The organism is Indioceanicola profundi, from assembly GCF_003568845.1.
GTDB lineage: Bacteria > Pseudomonadota > Alphaproteobacteria > Azospirillales > Azospirillaceae > Indioceanicola > Indioceanicola profundi.
Genome location: NZ_CP030127.1, coordinates 695973 through 718449, shown reverse-complemented (window position 1 = coordinate 718449; position 22477 = coordinate 695973). Strand labels below are relative to the sequence as shown.

General features: G+C 65.0%; 17 protein-coding genes. 7 read left to right on the top strand and 10 right to left on the bottom strand.

Annotated elements, in window-relative coordinates; all coding sequences use genetic code 11:
* Positions 1-91 precede the first annotated feature (91 nt).
* The 7 genes from DOL89_RS19365 to DOL89_RS19335 form a co-directional block, all read right to left on the bottom strand.
* On the bottom strand, positions 92-2917 hold the full coding sequence (locus DOL89_RS19365; protein ID WP_119680995.1) for a nucleoside hydrolase-like domain-containing protein: 2826 nt from the start codon (positions 2915-2917) through the stop codon (positions 92-94).
* Positions 2918-3345: 428 nt separating this feature from the next.
* Positions 3346-4971 carry an IS66 family transposase gene (gene tnpC / locus DOL89_RS19360; RefSeq protein ID WP_119681371.1) on the bottom strand — a complete coding sequence of 542 codons (1626 nt, stop codon included), beginning with the start codon at positions 4969-4971 and terminating at the stop codon, positions 3346-3348.
* 80 nt (positions 4972-5051) lie between these two features.
* Positions 5052-5399 carry an IS66 family insertion sequence element accessory protein TnpB gene (gene tnpB / locus DOL89_RS19355; RefSeq protein ID WP_119680994.1) on the bottom strand — a complete coding sequence of 116 codons (348 nt, stop codon included), beginning with the start codon at positions 5397-5399 and terminating at the stop codon, positions 5052-5054.
* Positions 5396-5773: an IS66-like element accessory protein TnpA gene (tnpA, locus tag DOL89_RS19350; RefSeq protein WP_119680993.1), complete on the bottom strand. Its 378-nt coding sequence runs from the start codon at positions 5771-5773 to the stop codon at positions 5396-5398. Before tnpA ends, tnpB begins: the two co-directional genes overlap by 4 nt.
* A gap of 254 nt (positions 5774-6027) precedes the next feature.
* The gene (locus tag DOL89_RS19345) at positions 6028-7023 is read right to left on the bottom strand and encodes a lysylphosphatidylglycerol synthase transmembrane domain-containing protein (RefSeq protein ID WP_119680992.1); all 996 of its coding nucleotides are present in this window, start codon (positions 7021-7023) and stop codon (positions 6028-6030) included.
* Positions 7024-7055: 32 nt separating this feature from the next.
* Positions 7056-8003, bottom strand: coding sequence for a glycosyltransferase (locus DOL89_RS19340; RefSeq protein ID WP_119680991.1), 948 nt, complete (start codon positions 8001-8003; stop codon positions 7056-7058).
* On the bottom strand, positions 8000-9094 hold the full coding sequence (locus DOL89_RS19335) for a glycosyltransferase family 2 protein (protein WP_225889989.1): 1095 nt from the start codon (positions 9092-9094) through the stop codon (positions 8000-8002). Before DOL89_RS19335 ends, DOL89_RS19340 begins: the two co-directional genes overlap by 4 nt.
* 372 nt (positions 9095-9466) lie before the next feature.
* Between DOL89_RS19335 and DOL89_RS19330 the strand changes: the two genes are divergently transcribed.
* From DOL89_RS19330 to DOL89_RS19315, 4 genes are all read left to right on the top strand, one after another.
* Entirely contained in the window at positions 9467-10984 is a 1518-nt protein-coding gene (locus DOL89_RS19330) for an FAD-dependent oxidoreductase (protein ID WP_119680990.1), read from the top strand.
* A gap of 11 nt (positions 10985-10995) precedes the next feature.
* Complete coding sequence (locus DOL89_RS19325; RefSeq protein ID WP_119680989.1) at positions 10996-11811, top strand: acyltransferase; 816 nt, start codon at positions 10996-10998, stop codon at positions 11809-11811.
* Positions 11808-13583: a hypothetical protein gene (locus tag DOL89_RS19320; RefSeq protein ID WP_162937695.1), complete on the top strand. Its 1776-nt coding sequence runs from the start codon at positions 11808-11810 to the stop codon at positions 13581-13583. Before DOL89_RS19325 ends, DOL89_RS19320 begins: the two co-directional genes overlap by 4 nt.
* Before the next feature lie 69 nt (positions 13584-13652).
* Positions 13653-14522 carry a hypothetical protein gene (locus tag DOL89_RS19315; RefSeq protein WP_119680987.1) on the top strand — a complete coding sequence of 290 codons (870 nt, stop codon included), beginning with the start codon at positions 13653-13655 and terminating at the stop codon, positions 14520-14522.
* A gap of 19 nt (positions 14523-14541) precedes the next feature.
* Here DOL89_RS19315 and DOL89_RS19310 read toward each other — a convergent pair whose 3' ends face one another.
* Both DOL89_RS19310 and DOL89_RS19305 read right to left on the bottom strand, forming a co-directional pair.
* Positions 14542-15534 (bottom strand): glycosyltransferase family 2 protein, encoded by a 993-nt coding sequence (locus tag DOL89_RS19310; protein ID WP_162937694.1) that lies wholly within the window; start codon positions 15532-15534, stop codon positions 14542-14544.
* Positions 15531-16796, bottom strand: coding sequence for an O-antigen ligase family protein (locus DOL89_RS19305; protein WP_162937693.1), 1266 nt, complete (start codon positions 16794-16796; stop codon positions 15531-15533). The genes DOL89_RS19310 and DOL89_RS19305 overlap by 4 nt, the downstream gene beginning before the upstream one ends.
* 222 nt (positions 16797-17018) lie before the next feature.
* Between DOL89_RS19305 and DOL89_RS19300 the strand changes: the two genes are divergently transcribed.
* Together DOL89_RS19300 and DOL89_RS19295 are read left to right on the top strand one after the other, a co-directional pair.
* Positions 17019-17795, top strand: a complete 777-nt coding sequence (locus DOL89_RS19300; protein WP_119680985.1) for a glycoside hydrolase family 16 protein — start codon at positions 17019-17021, stop codon at positions 17793-17795.
* On the top strand, positions 17792-18790 hold the full coding sequence (locus DOL89_RS19295) for a glycosyltransferase family 2 protein (protein ID WP_119680984.1): 999 nt from the start codon (positions 17792-17794) through the stop codon (positions 18788-18790). Before DOL89_RS19300 ends, DOL89_RS19295 begins: the two co-directional genes overlap by 4 nt.
* Here the strand turns inward: DOL89_RS19295 and DOL89_RS19290 are convergent.
* Positions 18726-19925, bottom strand: a complete 1200-nt coding sequence (locus tag DOL89_RS19290; protein WP_119680983.1) for a glycosyltransferase family protein — start codon at positions 19923-19925, stop codon at positions 18726-18728. The two genes, DOL89_RS19295 and DOL89_RS19290, sit on opposite strands and share 65 nt — an antisense overlap.
* Positions 19926-20197: 272 nt before the next feature.
* Between DOL89_RS19290 and DOL89_RS19285 the strand changes: the two genes are divergently transcribed.
* Positions 20198-22471 (top strand): GumC family protein, encoded by a 2274-nt coding sequence (locus DOL89_RS19285; protein ID WP_119680982.1) that lies wholly within the window; start codon positions 20198-20200, stop codon positions 22469-22471.
* Positions 22472-22477: the final 6 nt, after the last annotated feature.

The window sequence follows — 22477 nt, the reverse complement described above, 5'->3', positions numbered from 1 at the left end:
CGCGAGGCCCCTGCCCGGCCCACCTGATCAGCCGGAACAAAAGGAAACCGGCCGCAAGGAACATCCTTGCGGCCGGCTGAGAGGACGCTTCTTAAGCGATGTCGTCGTAGTGCTGGCCAACCAACGTGACGGCGACGGAGTTGGCGAGGCGCACGGCGATGTCGCCATAGGCATCGTTGTTGAAGTGGATCTGGTCGTGCGCCGGCAGACCGTCGGTCTTTGCGCCCAGATACACGTCATCCATGCCGGAGATCAGCTTGGACTGGGCCTCGCGGAGCTTGTCCAGCGCCCCGACGGGGCCGTCCAGCCAAGCATTGTCCTGGCGGAAGGTGCCCAGCTCCTGGACGAAGATCGGCAGATCGTCCCCGAACTGGTCCTGCAGGTAGGCGAACACCTTCCTGGTGGCGGTGGTGAAGTCGTTCACCACCTCGGACAGGTTGCTCCAGTCGCTCTTGACCGCACGGGCGTCGTCCTCGCCCTGGGCCCAGATGAAGCCGTCGAGATCCTTGCCGCCGAGACCGGCCTTGATCTTGGACACGGCCTCGCGCAGCGCCGGGCCGGGCTTGTCCTGGCTGAGGTTCCACCAGTAGTTCGAACCGTCCACCTTCTCGTTCGAACCGCTGCCCGAGCTGGCGGCGTTGATGGTCTTCACCGCCCCGTCCAGCTTGGCCGACAGGGTCTTCTCGAACATGTCGCTGCCGAGCGAGCCGCCGGACTGGTCCCCGCCGCGCTTGAAGAAGTGACCGGCCGCGTTCGACTGACCCACAAAGGCGAAGGCGTCGAAATCACCGTTCTGAAGACCGGCAGCATCGGCCTTCACCGGCTCCGGCTTCGGCTGCGCAACAGGCTCCGGGGCCGGCTTCGGCTCAGCAACCAGGGTCGGCTTAGCCTCGACAGCCGGCTTCGGCTCGGAAACAGGTGCCGGAGCAGAACCGTCGGTCTTTTCCAGCTTTACCCAGTCGAAGCGGGCCTGTTCCCACTCCTTCTGCTCGCCGGCCAGGCTGATCTTGTCACCTTCCTTCAGCTCAACAGTGAAGCTGCGGGTGGCCTCGCCGTTGTTGCCGCCGGTTCCGGTCCAGGAATTCACGGTCTTGCCATTGACCTTGACAGCGAACTCGGCCGCACCGTCGTTCTCGTTCAGCCAGCCGACCACCATCTTGTAGGTGCCGGACGCGCCGTCGAAGGTGCCCTCGGCAGCGCCGGAGCCCTCGAGCATAATGTTGCCACCGTTCGAGGAAGCGCCACGGCTCTCGCGGACGTAGCCGCCGGACAGGTCCAGCGTCTCCGCTTCCGTCGTGCCGACGGAGAACGTCGCACCGGAGGTGACAGGGGCCGGCACCGGCTTGGCAACCTCAACAAGCTCCGGCTCGGACGCCTGAGGTGCAGGCTGCGGGGCCGGCGTGCTGTCAGTGGCTTCCAGCTTTACCCAGTCGAAGCGGGCCTGTTCCCACTCTTTCTGCTCGCCAGCCAGGCTAATCTTATCGCCTTCCGTCAGCTCGACGGTGAAGCTGCGGGTGGCCTCGCCGTTGCTTCCGCCGTTTCCGGTCCAGGAATTCACGGTCTTGCCGTTGACCTCGACCGCAAACTCGGCCGCACCGTCGTTCTCGTTCAGCCAGCCGACCACCATCTTGTAGGTGCCGGACGCGCCGTCGAAGGTGCCCTCGGCAGCGCCGGAGCCCTCGAGCTTGATGTTGCCGCCGTTCGAGGAAGCGCCGCGGCTCTCGCGGACATAGCCGCCGGACAGGTCCAGCGTCTCCGCTTCCGTCGTGCCGACGGAGAACGTCGCACCAGAGGAAACGGGGGCCGGTTCGGACGGCTTGCTGGGCTCAGGGACCGGAGCGGGCTTCGGAGCTTCGGGAGCCGGAGTGGGCTTGGACGCCTCCGGAGCCGGGGCGGGTTTCGCCGGTTCCGGCGTCGGCGCCGGAGTGGGCTTTGACGGAGCCGGAGCCGGGCTCTCATCCTTGTTGTCGCCCGAGGATTTGGCGCGGTCCAGACGGGCGGCGAAGTCCTTGAGATAGGCGCTGCGGTCTTCAGCGACGGTCTTGGCACCCGCATAGGAGCCGAGCTTGTCGCCGGACGCCTTGCTGTCCGTCCAGTAGTTCTGAGCGTGACCGGTCTTCACGAACTTGCCGCCCCAGCCGTTGGCGCCGGGATTGTTGTTGTCGGCATTGTCCAGCAGGTACATGAGCGAGGGGGTGTCGCCCATCTTCAGGCCGTCGACCGAACCCGCCCCGTAGAGGTCGGTGGTCATCTTGTCGAAGTAAGCACCGAGCGCGCCGTGGCCCTTGGCGTTGGCGTCGATCCAGCCATTGTGGATCGAGGGATCGTTGGCGCCGCTGGAGCTGGCGTACATGCCGCGGAAGGTGGAGTTGTTCTCGACCCACCAGAGGTTCTCGAACGCCTCGCCCTTATCCATGTTGTTGTAGATGTAGTTGCGGGCGTTCTTGTCGAAGGTCGTGTTGGTGGCCCCGATCGAGAGCAGGCGGATCTTGTTCACGATGTCCGGCGCATCATGCAGCGCCTGGGCGACATCGGTCATGGCGCCCCAGGTCAGGATGTAGAGCGGATCGGACGCCGACCCCTCGCGGGCGGCCTCAACGATGGCGCGCGAACCGGCGGTGGAGTTGGAGTAGCCGGCCGAGGGCTGGGCGCTGGTCGAACCCTGGTGCGTCACCGAGCGCAGATAATCCGGCGTGGGATAGTCCGAGGAGTGGCTCTTGAGGTTCGCGTAATCCTTGGCGTACGCATCGATCACCTCATGGATGTCCTTGGCGCGACCGCCATGGGGTGCAGGAGAAGACACCAGGCCTTCAATTCGCAGGTCATCGGCATAAAGAAGTGCATGGACAAGAGATTGATCATCGTCCTTGTCGCTTCCGCCAATATCGGAGGAAATGAAGACACGAGGCTTCGTCATCAGTTCTAATCCCTACTTCACGGTACACGTGAGTTTTCACATGCTCCTGGATCTAAAATCCCCTCGACCACTTTCGGCGTGGGGCGCGGTTATGACGATGACGCTGGCCGGAAAAGGTTAACGGATTCGTTAACGACAGGGATTGTTACAGACGGTCCAGAGATTGTCCCCAGGTGATGACTTGCCACCACCTTGGACACGCCTTTGAAATCGTTGGCGTTCTGTAGGCAGCTCTTGCCTGTGCGGAGATTTCGAAGGTGGTAATATTTACCTTCGATTGGGACTGCATTTCAGGTTTCGGCAGCCATTCTGCAGGGGTCCGGAACGAAAAACGGCGCCCTGAACGGGCGCCGTTGGAAGAGGGAAGACGGGTTCGTATCCATCCGGTGAATGACGCGGGTAGTTTCGCGCTGCTGGCCGGCTGATCGTCAGGCCGCCGGCTTGGCCTCCTGGAGCGCTTTCCATTCCCAGGGGAGCAACTCGTGCAGGCGGTTCTGGGGCAGGTCGTTGATGCGGGCCAGGACATCGGCCAGCCAGGCCTGGGGATCGATGCTGTTCAGCTTGGCGGAGATCATCAGACCGTACATGAACGCAGCACGCTGGCCGCCCCGGTCGCTGCCCGCGAACATCCAGGCCCGGCGCCCGAGAGCCACACCGCGCAGCGCTCTTTCGGCCGCATTGTTGGTCAGGCAGACGCGGCCGTCCGTCAGGAACCGGGTGAACCTCGGCCAGCGGGTCAGCATATAATCCAGCGCCTTCGCCACAGGAGCGTGTCTCGACATCGCCGCGCGATGGTCGCGCATCCAGGTCTCGAGCTCATCGACCAGGGGCTTCGCCTTCTCCTGCCGGATGTCCAGGCGCTGCACCGCCGGCAGGCCGTTGATCTCGCGCTCCAGGCTGAACAGCACGTCGATGCGCGTCACCGCCTCCAGCGCCACCGGAGAAATCTCCGGCGCCTTCCCGCCCCGGCGCGCTTTGGCGGCGATGTCCGCCAGCTCGAAAAACTTGCGACGTGCATGTGCCCAACAAAGGGCGTCGGTGACCGGTCCCGGCTTCCGGGTCGGCGCGTACAGCCGGTCGTAGCCGGCATAGGCGTCGGCTTGGAGCAGGCCTGCATAGCCGGCCAGGTGCGCCTCCGGATGCGAGCCGCTGCGGTCGTGTGAGTAGTAGAACACCGCCGCCGGCGGGGCCTGGCCGGCAAAGGGACGATCATCGCGAGCATAGACCCAGAGCCGGCCGGTATCGGTCTTGCCCTTCGCCAGCACCGGCACCGTGGTGTCGTCACCGTGCAGGCGTTCAGCCGCCAGGACGTGTTTTTCCAGCAGGGTATGGAGCGGCCTCAAGGTGGCGCAGGCATGGCCGACCTGATCGGCGGCGGTGGACAGGCTGACCGGCAGCCCCTCGCGGGCAAAGCGCTCGCACTGGCGGTTCAGCGGCAAGTGATGGGCGAGCTTGTCGACCAGGATGGTGGCCAGCAGGTTCGGTCCGGCCCAGCCCCGGGGCGTGGCATGGAACGGCGCCGGCGCTTGGCTGATCCGCTCGCAATCCCGACAGCTCACCTTCTCCCGCACCGTCTGGATGATCTTGTAGGAGGCGGGAATGCGCTCGGCACTCTCCGTCACCGTCTCGCCCAGCTTGCTCAGCCGCGTCGACCCGCAGCACGGGCAGCTGGTCGGCGCCGGGATGACGACACGCTCGCGGGGCAGATGCTCAGGGAACGCTCTGCGTGCCGGGCGCTTGCGGGTAAACGCCGCCACTGTCGTGGTCCTGGCCGCGGCCTGTTCGGCAATAAGCTCGTCCTCGCTGGCGCTGGTCTCCAACTCTTCCAGCTCCAGCTCGAGCTGATCCAGCAGCCGGGCCTTGCGCTCCGAGCGCTGGCCATAGAGCTCGCGCTGGAGCTTCTCGATCTGGAGGATCAGGGTGGCGATCCGGGCCTGATCGTCGGAGCGCTCAGCCTCCGCCTGGGCCAGCCGGGCCTCGGCGTCAGCTGCCTTCGCCTGCGCTTCAGCAAGCGCGGTGCGCAAGGCGGCGATGTCGTCGGGCAGGCTGTCCATGCCCACCAGCATACTCCGGAAAGCCGCAGCAATCCTGGACTTTCCGCGCCCGCGGGACCCCCTGATTCACCCTGTCGCAGCTATCCCGCCGACCGTGGCCGAAACGTGTGTTGCGGGTTGCGCCAATCGATCGCGTCGAGCAGATAGCCCAGCTGCGCCGCCGAAATCGCGACAGCGCCGTCCGCCGGGGTGGGCCAGACGAACCGTCCTTTCTCCAAACGCTTCACGTACAAGGACATGCCCAGGCCGTCGTGCCAGAGACATTTCACCAGGTCACCCCGGCGGCCGCGAAAGACGAACAGATCACCGGCATGGGGATCGCGGCCCAAGCCTTCCTGCACCTTCAGCGCCAGCGAGTTCATCCCGCAGCGCATGTCGGTGACCCCGCCCGCCAGCCAGACCCGCACCCCGCTCGGCACCACGATCATGCCGACCGCTCCGCCAGGACGACCAGGGCTGCCGTTACGACCGACGCTTCCACGGCTCCGCTGATCCGCACGCGCGTCCCGCTCGCGAACTCCACCTCCATGACACCGGCTGAGGTCGGCGGCGCCGTCGTCGACAACTCCGTTACCGTGACCGGCGTGAAGGCTGGGAGACGCGGTGGGTCGCCGAACAACTGACGACGCCAGCGATACAGGAGGCTCTGGTCAATTCCGAGCCGCCGGGCAACGCTCGCCACCTGCACTCCAGGCGCAAACGCCTCCTCCACCAGCCGGACTTTCTCGTCGGCGCTGAACCGGCGACGACCCGCCAGCCCGGTGATCACTTCTACACGCTGCGAAGCCATAGGGACTGCCATAGGGATAGTCACAGGGATATCCCTATGACTCTCACATCACCCCACACCCAAACAGGCGACCCTCACCGGAGGCGTACCATTCTGCAGGGGTCCGGAACGAAAAACGGCGCCCTGAACGGGCGCCGTTGGAAGAGGGAAGACGGGTTCTGATACGGTCGGAACTGTGAACTGGAAGTCAGTATGGCTTGGTTAGATCGACACTTTTGGTGTTCGGCCACACCGCCGGACTGGGCAGCGGCGGAGATTTGCTGTGGTCAGGTGCTCGCATCCTGGACCACGGCCCCCGGTGACCGCCGCAGGACGAACCGGCAGCCGCCGATCGCTCCCGTCACCAAGGTCAGGCCGAGGTCGACCAGGCCGAACGCGACAGCCGCTTCCGCAGGCACGCCGTAGGCGGAGAATAGAAGGATCGCCGTCGCCTCGCGCACACCGACGCCATTGATGGCCGGCAGCATCAGGGCAAAGATCAGGATCGGGATCAGGAAGAAGTAGTCCACCATCGGGATGTCCAGACCGAGGCCCATGCCGATGATCCAGTAATGGACAACCACGTTGAGCTGAAGCAGCAAGGAATAGCCGAGCCCGATGCCGAGGGCCGGACCGGGGCGCATCAACTGACCGGCGCCCTCCCGGAAGTTGCCCCAGCCGCGGGCCAGCTTCTCCGTAATCCGGTTCCGCGGAAGCCTCTCGAGGATTTCGTCCCCCAGGCCGGTATGCACGGCGATGAAGAGGCCGACCAGACCGCCGGCGGCGCAGGCGATCCCGACAGGTACGGCCGGCACCTCCTGGGCGATGGACAGCGGGAAGCTGACCATCGCGACGACGGCGAAGATAACCAGGATTACGATCCCCAGCACCCGCTCCATGAACACCGACGACACGCTCCGCCCGACGGAGCGGCTCCAGTGCTGGAGATCCATGACGCGCATGACGTCGCCGCCGAACGACGTCGGCATGAAAGTGTTGAAGAAGGCTCCGACCATATAGCTGTCGAGAAGAAAGCGGATCGGTGGGCGGAGGCCCTGGAAGCGGAGCATTGCCCGCCACCGGGCCGCGCTGATCAGGATGCCGCCCAGCCGCATGGCAAGGGCCAGCAGGAGCAGTGGCGCCGATGCGCTGGCGAGCACATGCCAGAGCTGGTCGAATTCCAGGGACGTCCCAGCGATGATGGCCAGGAGGCCGATGCTGATGAACGCCCGCACGCCGAAGCCGGCCAGCTTACCTGGCCGGGGTCCGTTCTCGGTGGTCATGGAGAAGCCTTGTTTCCGACGCTTGCGACCGGTCAGTTGATGACGCGGTCAACGAAGTAGTTCTTCAGGTCCTTGGCGCGGGTGAAGATGATGATCTCACCCACCAGTCCGATGATGATGACCTGGATGCCCAATGCCACCATGAGCATGCTGAACATCAGCGCAGGGCGGTCGCCAAGCGGCACATCGAAGAAGAAGCGCTGCACCACCAGCACGCTGGTCCAGAGCAGCCCGAGCGCGAGCGACGCCATGCCGATGATCCCGAAGAACCGCAGCGGCCGATGGACGAAGTTCACCAGGAAGAGCGTCGCCGCCATGTCCAGCAGGCGCAGCACATCGGTCCGGGCCGATTGCGGAACGCGGGAGGTGATCGTCGAGGGGCTGACCGGAACCTCAACCACCTTGTAGCCGCGACGGGCGGCAAGGATGGGGAGGAAGTGTTGCTGGTCGCCGTAGATATCCAGATGCTCCGCCACTTCGCGACGGAACACGCGGAGACGGCACCCGAGATCGCTGAGACTGAGGCCGCTGCCAAGCGCGGCAAGCTTGGCGAATACCGAGCGGCGGATCGACTGGCGCAGGTTGGCGCGCCCGACGGCCTCGCGGCGGGCGACCACCACGTCCAGGTCCGGCTTTTCCATCAACATGCGCAGAAGGCGAGGAATCTCCGCCGGCTCCACCTGAGGGGTCTGCGGCACGGTGGCGAGGATGGGGGAACGGGCCTGTCTGACACCCAACATCAGTGCCGTCGCCTCGCCGAACCGGCGGGCAAGGCTGAGGGTGCGGACCCGTGGGTCCTGCTCCTGCACCGTTGCGAGGAAATCCTGCGAGCCGGGCATGTGCCCGTCGAGGACGTAAATCATCTCGCAGTCAATCCCGGCCGTCGTCATGGCGTCGGCATAGGCCTCATGGATCTGCCGCAGTCCGGGCGCGTCCTCGGTGACGGAAATAATCAGCGAGACTTGGGGCTGGATCGTCATGGGGAGCTTACCTTCAAGGAGATGGGCCGCGTATGCGGCGCCTTTGCAGCCGGTCTCTCCTCGACCACAGCAGGGGCCGGGGGGGATATACGGGCAGTCAGGGCCGGGAAGAAGTCATGGCGTGAGCCGCCAGTTGCAATCGCCAGTTCCGCCACCATCCCGGCGCAGATAGTGAAGGCGCCCACCGTGCCCCAGAGCAGGGCGATGGCGAACAGCACCGTCGGCACGCCCCAGTCGGTGAAGTAGGTTTCGCGCAGGCCCTCTACGAAGAACAGCAGCCCAACCAGCCAGAACATGGCCGCCGCGGTTCCAGACCAGAGCAGCGGCCGCGCACTGGATAGATGCAGGATCTTCACGCTGATCAAATCCAGCATCACCTTGTAGGTGCGGGACAGGCCGTATTTCGAACTGCCGAAGCGGCGCGCATGGTGCCGCGTCTTCACCTGGGCAACGCGCGCGCCGCTGAGATGCGCCATCGCGGGGATGAAGCGGTGCATCTCCGAATAGAGCGGCACATGCCGGATCAGGTCGGCCCGGTAGGCCTTGAGCGAGCAGCCGTTATCCTTGATCGGCACGCCGGTCACAGAGGCGATCAGCTTGTTCGCCAGCCAGGATGGTAGCTTGCGGCGGAAGAAATCATCCTGCCGCTTGTCGCGCCAGCCGGCAACGAGGTCATATCCCTCCTCGAGCTTGGCAACCAGGGCCGGGATGTCCGCGGGCTCGTTCTGCAGGTCTCCATCCATGGTGACCAGTACCGAACCACGCGCATGATCGAAGCCAGCCACCATGGCCATGGTCTGGCCGAAGTTGCGGCGGAACCGGATGACGCGGACGCGATGATCCTTGGCGGCGATGCCGGCTGCGATCTCGAAGGTCGCATCGCGGCTGCCGTCGTCGACCAGCACGATCTCGTAAGGTCTGTTCATTCCATCCAGGACGCCGACCAGCGCGTCATAGAGGAGCGGCACGTTCTGCTCCTCATTATGGAGCGGAACGATGATCGATACCTCTGGATGGAAACCATCCTGCGGAGCCGCGGTTTCACCGGGAACATCCGAGGTGATTGCAAGACTTTGGCTTTGTAGGCTCACATCGACTCTCCGCCGCACAGCAAGGGCAGCACACACCTTCTGAACGCACAGGCTGGCGACTTGGCGCTGCAAATTCTACAGGCGGTTCCGGATAAGCCATTTTTCCACATGAATTAGCCAGGAAGTACCAAAATAGGTTCCGGGCTCCCAACCGAAGGCGTCCTATTTCTCTAAAAAGTATATTTCTGGCTTCTGTTCTATGCGGATGCAGTGCGGCATAGCGCCAATCGCCTCTACTACTTCCCGAATGGTGCCTCTGGCGTTGCTCCCTCCGTTTCATCGACTATGGATGGGAAGCTGTGGCACTTTCCCAGCCAAATTCGTTCGGCAGGTGAGGCCCGGCCGGCCGACATATAACAAGGGGGCGGAAGGATGATCGCATTTCCAGTTCCGGAACGTTGCGCCCGCCTTGGCGGCAAGGGCTGGGCGGACGCACCCGGCGGGTATGACGCGGTCGTCGTCGGCGGGGGAATCTACGGGGCGATGGTCGCGCTGGAAGCCGCACGCCGGGGCCTTCGTCCTCTGCTGCTGGAGCGGGATGATTTCGGACAGCATACGAGCTGGAACAGCTTGCGTATCCTGCATGGCGGATTGCGCTATCTCCAGTCCATGGACCTGTCCCGCAGCCGCCAGTCCGCGCAGGAGCGTCAGTGGTTCCTGCGTTCCTTCCCGGATCTGTGCCAGCCCCTGCCCTGTCTGATGCCTTTATATGGTGAAGGGATGAAGCGGCCGGGAATATTCCGGATCGCCCTTCGCATGAACGATCTTATTTCGACGGGCCTGGGATCGTCACTGCCGCGTGGGCGGGTGCTAAGCGCAGCTCAGACCGTCGAGATGTTTCCGGCAGTGAGGCGGCAGGGGCTGCGGGGCGCCGCGCTCTGGTACGATGGAACCATGCCGGACTCGCAGAGGGTGATCATCGAAACACTGCGCTGGGCCACGCATCTGGGCGCGCGATGCATCAATCATGTGGAGGTGACGGGGCTCCTGCGCGGTGCGCGCGGAACCATCGAGGGTGTTCGGGCGCTGGATCGGCGGTCAGGCGCGGAGGTCGAAGTCCGGGCGCCCTATGTCCTGAATTGCGCCGGCCCCTGGGCGCGCCGGCTGCTCGAGGGCATCAGGCAGGACCAGGCGGACCTGTTCCGGCCGGCACTGGCCTTCAATCTGGTCATTAACCGGCAGGCGCCGAGCACGGCCGCAGTCGCCGTTTCACCGGCCGGAGGACCGACCTATTTCCTGACGCCGTGGAAAGGCCACATGCTGGCGGGTACCGGCCACCATCCCTGGACCGGCCCATATCCGGCGGAGCCCGGGGACATCGTTCCCGACGCGGAGCAGGTGGATCGCTTCCTCGCCGATCTGAACCGTGCGGTGCCGGGCATGGATCTGGACCGTTCCGACGTGCGGGGCTGTATGGCTGGACTTCTGCCGGCCGCGCAGCCGGGCCAAGCCGAGCCGAGCCGGCGGCCCATCGTCCTCGATCACGGCCAGCACGGCGGTCCCAAGGGGCTGGTGAGCGTATCCGGCGTGAAGTTCACCACGGCGCGTCTGGTTGCCGAGCAGGCGGTGCGCACCGCGTTCGGCGCGCGAGCCGACCGGGTGCTGCCGCGCGCGCAGGCGGAGCGGCCTGCTCCGACACCGGTTCTTCCAGCATCCGCCTTTGTCCAGACATTGCGTGACGATCCGATGCTGGCGCGGCGGGAGTTGCTGCGGCTGATGCGGGATGAGGCGGTGTGGACATTGGACGACCTTCTGATCCGGAGGACCGATTGGGCGTCCTGTCCCGTTAACGGAAGAGCTGCGCGGGATGGGGTGATCGCCCTGGCCGAGCGCGACCCGATGCTGGCCGGCTTGGCCCCGCGCGTGCGCGTGGATCGGGCAACGGCCTAAGAGGACGCACCATGAGCACAGGGCCTGGCCCCCTTTCCCCCAGCATGAAGACCCACAAGGCGGTGACGGGGGACGGATCGGCGATCAGCCGGTATGCCGACGTGATGGTTGGACAGCATGGGTGGGGAGCGCTTCTGCGCTACGAGTTCTGCATGCTGTTCCGCAATACGCCGGGCGCCCTGGGCCTCTTCCTGCGAAAAACCTTCTGGCCGAAGCTTTTCGCCGGCTGCGGCCGAGGTGTTCTGTTCGGCACTGGAATCAGCATCCGGCATCCCAACCGGATCCGCCTCGGCGCCAATGTCGTCATCAGCGATAACTGCATCCTGGATGGCCGGCATACGGAAGAAGGCCCGGCCCTGACGGTCGGGGACGACTGCATCCTGGCCGACCGCGCCATCCTGCAATGCAAGGGCGCCAGGATCAGTATCGGCCGGAATGTGGGCATCGGGCCTGGAACGCTGATCCAGACCACGTCGAACGCCGACATCCGGATCGGAGACGATGTGATGATCGGCCCGAGCTGCACCCTGATCGGCGCTGGAAACTACAATGTGGACCGGCTGGATGTGCCGATGTGCCGCCAGGGCATGCGGCTGCAGGATGGAATCACCGTCGGCTCCGACGTCTGGCTGGGCTGCAACGTCACGGTACTGACGGCCACGACGGTCGGATCGGGCAGCATCCTGGGCGCCGGCGCCGTGGTCAACGGGCCGGTACCGCAATACGCAATCATGGCCGGCGTTCCAGCCCGCCAGATCGGCTCACGCGCGCCCAATGGCGGCCGTACGGAACCTACCCCAATCAAAGTGCAAGGGAGGCAGAGTTGACGGTATTTAGCCGGCTTGACGCTCCGGCGGACATGGCGTCCAGGCCGACGATCGCCATGACGCTTCTACAATGTGCTGCTGTCTTTCTGTTCGCCCTGGCAGTGCGCTTGTACGGGCTTGCCGAGGCGCCGCTGCACTTCGATGAATATTACCATGTGTTCGCTGCACATGGCTGGAACGAGGAAGGCCGGCTGGCTATCCTGGCGGGGGAATATCATCGGACGGCGCTCTATACGCAGTTCGTGGCGGTGGCCCAGCAGCTATTGGGCGATACGCTCGCGGCCGCGCGCTTCCCCTCCGCCCTGTTCGGGGCGGCGCTGACGGCAGGTGTGTTCCTGTGGGTACGGATGGAGGCGAGCTGGCTCGCGGCATGGTTGGCCGGCCTGCTGGTCGCCATTTCGCCGGACCTGATCGCGATTTCGCAGATGGTGCGGTTCTATGCGCCGCATGGCCTGCTGGTTCTCGTGGCGGCCGTATGCGGCTATATGCTCACGGTTCGTTGGGCCGTCCTCGGCATTGCCGCCAAGGCGCTGCTGGCCGTGGCGATCCTGGTCAGCCTTGTGATCGCCGCCTACCTGCAGCCCACTACGGTAATCGCCGCAGCTGGCATCGCAGGCGGGGCCGCCATCTGCATCGCCATCGCCCTGGGGTGGCAGCTGCCGCAGAGCCGCAACGCCCGCATCCTGCTGCTGCTCCTCATCGTCGGCGGAATCGTAGGGTTCGGCATCCTGTACGCCGCAGGCGTTCTACAGCCGCTCTGGACCGAGTTCCGGTCCGCAGCCTTGTGGAACGCTGAGAACCGCAATGCCGTCGCCTATTACCACTGGCACATGAAGGGGAGTTTCGGCCCGATCTGGCTGCTCTTCCCCATCGCCATTGTTTGCGCGGCAACCCGCGCACCCCGTCTCACGGTATTCTGCACGGCCCTGTTCGCCGTGGCGTTCATCCTTCATTCCCTGGCCGGGATGAAGAATCTCCGCTACATCGCCTGGGCCCTGCCCTTCTTCTTCATCGTGTGGGCGCTGGCCATTCCGGTCATGGTGGAATGGGTCTACAGACAGGCCAGGATGGCGGCGGAGCGGGCGCTCGGTCTCCCGGAAAACCGGTTCGGCGGGATTTTCCAGCATCTGGTGGCCGGCGGCGTTGTGGCGCTCGCCGTCCTGGCGGTCACGGTCGACTTCAGCAAGCCATGGCGCAGCATGGGGGAAGTGGCGAACGCGTTCGTCGCCACGGACGAGCGTGCAGCCAACGCCAAATCCCATGCGGCGTGGCAGCAGGTACGCGCCATAGTGGCCGACCGGTTGGCGGCAGGGGCTATCGTCGCCACCCCGAACGAATTTCTGGCCCTGCACCATCTGGGCCGCGCCGACGTGGTGATCAGCCGGAGCCGACTGCTGGAAGGTCCAAAGCCGGTCGACTTCACCCGGGACCACCGGACCGGCATTCCGGTCATCAGCACGACGGAGTCGATGCTGGCCGTCATGGCCTGCACCGAACAGGGCCTTGTGGTCGTCGATCAGGGGCACTTCCCCGTTGCCCATACGGTAACGGCCGACATGGCCGCCGAATTGACCCGGCGCACCACGCGGGTGACCCCGATTGAGAGTCTGGTCCATGTATTCGCCTGGGACAGCCCGGTGCCGACGAGCGGTGTGGATTGTACGGCCGTGAAGACAGGTCCAGGCGTGGCGCCCACCCTTCCGCCCGCCCTCGTGGCCAGTGAACCAGGCGCAACCGGCGCCGTTCACGCGGCCATCCGTGGGGTGGAGTGAGACGGGCGCTAAATCGAGAGACGGCGCATCCGCATGCACCGACATCCGTAATGGAAGGTATTTCCGAAAATGTCGCAGACCGTTCCGGGTGAGGTCTCCGGAGTGGTCCCGATCCAGGGACCTCTCCTGATCGACGCCCATGTTCATCTTCATTCCGCCCACGATCCGAGCCAACTGTTGAAGGCCGCGGCGGCGAACGGCCGCAAAGCGGCCGCCCGTATGGGCCTTGCCAAGCCTGTGGTCGGGCTGATCGTCGTGGACATGCGGGGCCAGGATGGTTTCAGCCGGCTCCGCGGTGGAACCTGGACTGTTCCGGGCTGGGAGATGGGCCCGATGGGAGACCCGATCTCGCTGATGGCTCGGTCGTCGGAAGGGGAAACGGTGCTGCTGTTCGCCGGTCGCCAGATGGCGACGCAGGAGCGGTTGGAGGTTCTGTCGCTGCTGTCCGACCAGCCCGTGCCGGACGGGCTGGATTTGTCAGAGACGGTCCGTCGGGTCCATGCGGCGGGCGGGCTTCCGGTGATCCCCTGGGGCTTCGGCAAGTGGACAGGCCAGCGCCGGGACCTTCTGAAAGGGTTTCTGGAGAATACCCCTTACCCGGTCTTCCTGGGGGACTCAGGAGGGCGCCCTGCCATTGACCGGGCCGAGATTCTGTTCGGGGAGGCAGCCGGCCGTGGAATCTGGAACCTACCGGGAACGGACCCCCTGCCCTTGTCGTGGGAGGAACGCCGTGCCGGGGAGTGCGGGTTCATCCTCCGCGACGGGCTGCCGGGCGACCGGCCGGGAGAAGCTCTCCGCCAGTATCTTGCGGAACTTGCGGCGCAGCCGGAGCTATATGGACGCCGACGCAGCCTACCCGGATGCCTGGTCAGCCAGATCGGCCTGCGCCTGCCTGGGCTGAAGCCCGCCGGCGGAGCGGTGGTGTCCCGCCCCGCCTGATTTTTCGGCGATGCCGCGGTTACCGTGCCGGCTGAGGGGTGCCGGCACGGCGCATGCGTGCAATCTTGGCCGGGATTTTGCGGGTGAACAGCACGCATTCGCGGGCGATATGCAGGGTGCTGCGTAGCGACATGAAAGCGCCAAGCGCACCCAGTGGATTGCCCTCTTTGATGCGGTCTGTGAAAACCCTCCAGGCCAGCCGTTCCTCGACCGATCTGGCATGGCGGCGCAACATGTTCCGGAGCCGCTGGTCCCGCCGGACCTCCTTCCGCTGCATCAAGGAGCGGGCGGCGTCGTGCAGCCGCCGCAACTCGTCCGCGCCATGTGAGGCGGTCAACGAGTCCCCGCGGATGCGATAGCTGTAGAGCGGTTCCGGAAGCAGCCAGAACCTGGCCCCCGCCAGCAGGCAATTCACATACATGAGGAAATCTTCCGCAAAGCGGATTTCCTCATCATAGCGCAGCTCGTGATCCAGCAGGAACTGGCGCCGCATCATCGGTTTTAGAAAGCCATAGCTGACCCGAGGATGTCCGCGGATCGGCAGGTTGCCCTCTAGAAAGGCGCAGGCGTCGACACGCTTGGGACCGGGTAGGAGGCTTGGTGGAAGCATGGGCTGCGCCCCTCCCCCCTCCTCGTCCAGAAGAAGGTTGTCCGCGATCATGTCCGCCCCTTCCCGGCCGGCGAACACCATCAGCGTCTCAATCCGGCGCGGGTCATAGGCATCGTCTGCGTCCAGAAGGGCGATCCAGTCACCCCGGGCGGCGCTGATCCCCAGGTTGCGGGCGCCGGCCGGACCCAGGTTCCGAGGGGTGCGGACGAGGCGGACGCGCGGGTCCAAGGCGGAGATCCGCTGGACCTCACCCACGGTGCCGTCACTGGAACCGTCATCCACGACCACGACCTCTATGGCGCTGTAGCTCTGCGCCAGGGCCGACTGGACGGATCGGGCGATGAACCCGGCCGCGTTGTAGGCCGGGATGATGATGGAGACGACGGGATCGGGAACGCTCACTGCCAGCCCTCCTGCATCCGAGGCTGCATCCGTGCGGGTGCGGGCGTCCAGGTGACGGTCGGGCGCGGGACCACGGCCAGGACCATCCGGACATAGACGGCGCACATCAGGAACTGCAGGAAGCCGTGGCGGGTGAACACAATCACTTCGGCCGTATTGGACACGACGATCAGCGCCATCAGTGCCAAAGGCATCCAGCCGAACGCGCTCCCGTCGGCAGCCATGTACCGGAAGGCCTTCCAGATGAAGAGCAGCATGATCCCGACCTGAGCCACCATGCCCGGAATGCCGAGCTGAACGCCGATGTCCAGGAAGCCGTTGTGGAAGTGGGCCAGACGCTGCTCCATGATCCAGCGCAGCCACTCTGCATCGAAGCGGTCGCCGGTCCAGAAGGCGTCATAACCGTAGCCAAAGCCCGGCTTTTCGGCGATGGACCGCAGGGCGAACTCCCAGAGCGTCGAGCGTCCGGTCAGGGTCGTATCCTTCCCCAGCATCTCCAGCGCCGCTTCGGGCAGGTTCACCTGGACCCAGTAGGCGCCGAAAAGGACTGCCGTTCCCGCCAGGGCGACCAGCGACAGGCCGAGGACGCGCAACTGCCCCGGCAGGTCGAGGCAATAGAGCATCGCCAGCCCGAACAGGCATGCGGCAATGGCCACCAATGCGGTGGCGGACCCGGACAGGACCAGGACGAGGGCTGCCAGCAGAAAGGCCGGTATCGCCATCCAGCGCCATTGCCCCGCCGCAACCAGGATGGTGGAGGCCAGGATCAGGACGGCCATGCGGTTGCCGGTCACATTCTTATGGCTGAACGCGCCGATCAGATTGCCGTGATGGTCCTTCGCCACCTCGCCCAGCCCGATCACGCCCAGTGACAGCACGGCGGTGACGCCAAGAACCAGGAAGAGGATTCGGGTCATGGCGGCCACGCCCAGCCTGGCGCCCATGAACATGCCAAACAGGGTGATGGAGAGAAGCTGCATCCCCGCCACCAGGGTCGAGCTCTTGTCCGCCGACCACAGATAGGACAGGAGGGCCATGGCCGGCCAGAGCAACAGCGGCCAACCCGCCCGCATCGCCTGCATCAATACGTTCGGGTAGAGCGCAAAGAGCGCGGCGAAGCCAAGATAGGTCAAGCCCCAGAGCCCCGCGCGCAGCAGACCGGCCGCAGGGACGAGGCGGATGAGGAAGTCGAGTGCTCCCGCCGCGAGCAGGACGGCGCCCGCATAGAGGAGGAGTTCGAGGAAGATGAATAAGCGTTGCATGCTGTGCCGCACTGCAGTGGCTGCTGACGACGGTAAACCCCGCTGAAGCGTCCGGGTTGCATGGACAGTTCGAAAGGAGTGAGTGCCCATTCCGCACTCCACCTCCGGAACAGCCCGAAACCGACCGGATTAGGCAATTACCTCGGCATAGCGGTGGACCCGTTGGGTTACGGATTGCGACCCTGCAACCCGAATGTCAGGGAAGCTACATGAGGAATCCGCATGGTGCGGACTGATCTTTCGGCGGGACTGGTGGCGCTGATGGCGATTCTTGCGGGACCGGGCGAGGCGCTGGCGCGCCAGACCATCTGTCAGCCCTTCGTGGACCAGTTGGAGGAACTGGACGGCGAACGCTGGCTGATTTCCGAAGGTTGGAGCAATGGCGGCATGTTCAATGCTGGCTGGAGCAAGGACAATGTGCGGCGCGAAGGACGCGGCATTGCCCTTGTGCTGGACGATCAGCCCAGTTCAGGCCGTCCATTCCGGGCTGCCGAGATTCAGAGCCGGGGATTTGCCGGTTACGGGCGTTTTGACGTCAGGATGAAGCCGGCCCGTGGCATCGGAACTGTTTCCTCCTTCTTCGTCTACACGGGGCCGCACCATGGGGACCCGATGGACGAGCTGGATATCGAGTTCCTGGGCAAGGACACGACCCGCATGCAGGTCAACTACTTCACCAACGGCAAAGGTGGGAAGGAAACCATGATCGAGCTGGGGTTCGATGCGGCGGACAGCTTCAACGACTATGCGATTGAATGGCGTCCGGACGCGATCCGCTGGTTCGTCAATGGACGGCAGGTACATGAGGAGCGCGGCGCACGAGGGCCCTTGCCGGTAATGCCGGGCAAAATCATCGCCAATATCTGGAACGGTACCGGTGTCGACCGCTGGCTTGGGCGGTTCGAATATCCGGGAGAGCCATTGAAGGCGCTCTATGAGTGGATTTCGTACACGCCTTTTGAAAGCAATCAGGCCTGCGGGGAGAAGACCAAGAAATGAGCGCGCCCGGTTCAATGTCCCTTCCCACTGCAGAGATCAGGCCTGATGTCAGCGTCATCATCCCGGCCTATCGGGCACAATCGACTATTGAAGCTGCTATCGCCTCCGCCTTGGACCAGAGAGGCGTCGAGGTTGAAGTGGTGGTGGTCGAGGATGCTTCGCCTGACTCGACGGCCTTGATCGTGGAGCGGATGGCGGAAGCAGATTCGCGCATCCGTCTGTTGCGGCAGCCGCGCAACGCTGGGGTCGGCGCCGCGCGCAACCGTGCGCTCGACGCGGCGAGGGGCCGCTGGATTGCCCTTCTGGATGCCGACGACCGCTTCGCCCCGGGCCGCTTGGCGCGCCTTCTCCGGCTGGCGCAGGAGGACGGCGCCGACATGGTCGCGGACAACATGGTCCTGGTCGGTCCGCTGGGTGAGCAGCGCGGGCATGTCTTTCGGATGGACCGGCTTGACTTGCCGGAGCCGCTTGACGCCCCGACCTTTGTCCGTGGGAACGTCTTTCTAAAGTACGGCTACACGCTGGGCTATCTGAAGCCACTGATCCGGGCGGAGGTGCTGGACCGCGGCATCCGGTTCCTGACCGATATGCCGGTCGCGGAGGACTTCCATTTTTATCTGGACTGCCTGCTGACAGGCGCGCGATGGCGGCTGGTGCCGGAAGGGCACTACTACTACACGGTCACTCCCGGTTCCCTCAGCCGGTCCCTGTCCATGTCGGACATGGAAGCGATTCGGCGGCGTAGCCTTGAGGCGGTCGGCAAAGCGTCGGCGCTGGGCCGGACCGATGTTGTCCGGGCCTTGAAGGAACGGCATCGGACCATTGAGCTGATGATCGGCCACATGCGTTTTGTCGGGGCGCTGAAGTCCGGCGCTGCCGCTGAGGCCTTTGGACTTGCGATCCGCCGGCCCCAGCTTCTGCCCTATATCTTCAAGTTCGGGCTTGAGAGCGCGCAAAAGCGGATTGTCCGGCTCCGGCAGCCCCTGGTGGGCTGAGCACCCGGGCGACCAGCGCCGGTATGTCGCTGTCGTCCCGGAAGTGGGTGGCCGGCAGTGCCGCAATGGCCGCATGCCGCTCTGCCCATTCCTCCGGGGTGAGGCGCTTCAGGAAGGCGATCAGGTCCGGCACCAGCGGTTCCGGAAAGGTCCAACCCAACCCCTGTTCTTCGACCCGCCGGCCCGTATAGGTGCCGGCCGCGGCCAACTGCGGGACAGCGTGATACGCCGCGTCATACAGCCGGTTGGGCAACAGCCATCGGGAATTGGCGTCGGCGTCGTGATAATCGAAGCACCAGGCCAGATGCACGCCGCCATACAGGCGGTCTAGATCCTGCGGGCTCTTGAACTCGCCGCCGTAGACCATGTTCGGATGGTCGGCGATGATCTCTAGGAAGCGCTCCAGCCCGGTCTCCGTCGGAAATCCGCGCAGGTCGATGCGGACCTTGTCCGGCAGGGCATCGGCGATCTGGGTCAGGAGGGACAGGCTGCGGACGCACCGCATGGTTCCGAACCAGCCGATCACCCAGGGCTCCCCCGGCGCTGGACGGGACGGCTCGACCTGCGGTGCATCGGGAAGCTGGGCGGCGCAAATCTTGTTCTCCAGCAGGAACCAGTCGCCGCGGAACCCCTGCATCTTATCGAAATATTCGCTGATGAAGGCGGGGGAGCTCACGACCAGGAGTCGCGAGCGCTCGAGGACCTGCCGCTCGACCCATCTGGCTACCGCGCCCTTCAGTCCGGGAAGGCTGAAGACGCGGTTCACGTCCAGCACCTCATAGACCAGGGGTGCCCTGCTTCCCGATACCAGCTTGCCCCAGAGGGCCAGAAGCGCCATGTCGATGTTGCGGGCATAGATGATGTCGGATTCCCGGAGCTCGCGGCGTTTCCGCACCATGGTCCAGCCGGCGCGCAGCAGCATGCCGAGCCGGCGCAGATACTGGCGGTCGGCCGTGGTGCCGAGATCGACATTGTCCCAGTCGGGCCGGTAATCCCGGTTGAACTTGAGGCGGCGGAAGGTGAAGCCCAGCACCTGGAGGCCGGCGGCATGGAAGGAGGCCACCCGGCGGATGACGGCGCTGTCGGTGCAATCCTGGCCGAAATAGGCCAGGCGCTTGGCCGCGGCACGTGACATGTAATGTTCCCGAATCTAGCAATTGGTCCTGGGAGACAACGCACGCCAGCCCCTGACGGGCAACCCGTACACCCGCGGTATCTCCGTCCGGATCGAGAAAATCGGCATTTCGGCTTAGATCAGGGCTGCTCCATTCGAGCTTTCGGTACCTCCCTGCCCCCTTCTGCGCCATACCCCACCCTATCCGCTCCATCGACCAAGGCCTGTCCTCTCCCTACGTTATTTGCGATGTGCCGCAGGAGCACAGTTCACAAGATATACCGGGATTGCGAATGGACGTACGGGAACGGGCCCGCCGCATGGCCCCTGATCAGGCCTCCACGCCGATGTCGGGGCCGACCTCGAACTACGGGCTCATGACGGTCGACGCCAACGACCTGCGGGAGCAGCTTGTCGGTTTTGTCCGGGCCGTATGGCGGCGCAAGGCGATCCTGATCGCCGCGATCCTCATCGTGCCGGCCCTGGCCTACTGGCTGATCTCCAACGTGACTCCGCTTTATTCCGCCACTGCCCAGGTCATGGTCAGCGGGCGTCAGCAGAACGCGCTGGCGATCCAGGAGGTGGTCTCCATGACCGGCCAGGATCTGGAGGCTGTCGCCAGCCAGATCGAAGTGATCCGCTCCCGCGCCGCTGCGGAGGCGGTTGTCGAGCGGCTTCGCCTGGATGAGGCGCCGGGTCCTGCGCCCGGCCTGCTCTATGTCGGGGTGCCGGCGCCGGAACCCTCGATCTTCGAGCAGGCTTACGACTGGGCCATGAGCTGGACCAAGCCCAAGCCGCAGTCCCGCGCCGTGTCCAAGTCCACGCGCAAGAGCAACGACTGGATCGTCGACCATGTGCTGTCCCAGCTCTGGGTGGCGCCGGCCGGCCGCTCATATGTGGTGAATATCGGCTACACCTCCACCGACCCGGTCATCGCCGCCAACATCGCCAATGCCTTCGCCCAGGTCTATCTGGAGCACCAGGAGGAGATGCGGGCGCAGACGGCCGGCACCGCGCATGAGTGGCTCGGCAAGCAGATCCAGGACATGCAGGCGCAGGTGCAGGCGGCGGAGACGGCCATCGAGGAGTTCCGTGCCCGTGCCGACCTTATGTCCGGCCGCGACACGCCCCTGTCCGCACAGGAGCTGTCGGAGCTGAATTCACAGCTCACCATGGCTCGCGCCGACCAGGCCCAGGCCCATGCACGCCTCAGCGAGGCGGAGCGGGTGGCCAACGGCAATGGCGACCTGTCCGGCCTGACCGACGTGCTCTCCTCCGGCCTGATCCAGAATCTACGAGGGCAAGAGCTGGAAGTGCGGCGGAAGCTGGCCGACCTGTCCGAGACCTATGGCCCGCGGCACCCCGACATCCAGCGGCTTCAGGCCGAGTTGAGCGATGTGCGTGAGGCGATCGGTCTGGAAGTCCAGAAGATCGTCCAGGGCCTGCGCGCCGAAGCGCGGGTGGCCGACGTCCGTGTCGCCACGCTCGAGGATGAGCTTGCGTCCGCCAAGAACCAGGTCGCGGGCACCAGCGACAGCATGGTCCGCCTGCGCGCCCTGGAGCGTGAGGCCGAGGCCAGCCGCCGCCTGCTGGAATCCTTCCTGGTGCGGTCGCAGGAACTGTCGGCCCAGCAGGGCTTCCGCCAAGCCAATGCGATCATCGTCTCCTCAGCCAATGCGCCGAACTCGCCCAGCTACCCGAAGACCACGCCGATGATGGTGCTGTCGGTGGTCGCCGCCATTACCATCGGCCTGATCATCATCGCCATGCTGGAAATGTTCGACGGCAGCTTCCGGAGCGGTGAGCAGCTATCCCGCAAGACCGGCCTGCCCTGTCTGGGGCTGATCCCGTCCGTTCCGCGGCGGAAGGTCGGCAAGAGCCTTGCCCACTATCTGCGCAGCAACAACCGCTCCATGTATGCCGAGGGCGTCCGCAAGACCTACGCCGCCCTGTCCCAGCCCGGCATGCTGCCGCAATCCATCGCGGTGACCTCCACCTATCCCGGCGAGGGCAAGACCAGCACGGCCCTGTCGCTCGCCGTGTTCGCGGCCTCGCTTGGCCAGCGCGTCGCCATCGTCGACTTCGACATTCGTCGGCCGACCGTGCAGCAGAGCCTGGGTCTGCAGAAGGGGCCGGGCCTGCTTGAGGTGCTGCGGGGCGAATGCGGCTTGGAAGATGTGTTGGAGATCGAACCTGAGTTCGGCATTTCCGTCCTCGGCGCTGGGCAGGGCGACAACTTCGCTGACCTGCTGGATGCCCGCCGCATCCGGACGCTGCTTCGTCTGCTGCACCATGACCATGACCTGGTCGTTTTCGACACGGCTCCGGCACTGGCTGTTGCCGACACGCGTATGATCTGTCAGCAGGTCGAAGGGGTTGTCTTCGCGGTGCGCTGGGCCACGACGCCCCGCCGGGCCGTCCAGGGGGCTCTGGATCAGCTCGATCTCTCCGACAAGAGTGTGGCAGGCGTTCTGCTGACCCGTGTGAACACGGCGAAGCACGCGGCCTATGGCTTCCAGGACAGCGCCTACTATCACCGCTCCCTGCAGCGGTATTACCAAAGCTGACGGAGA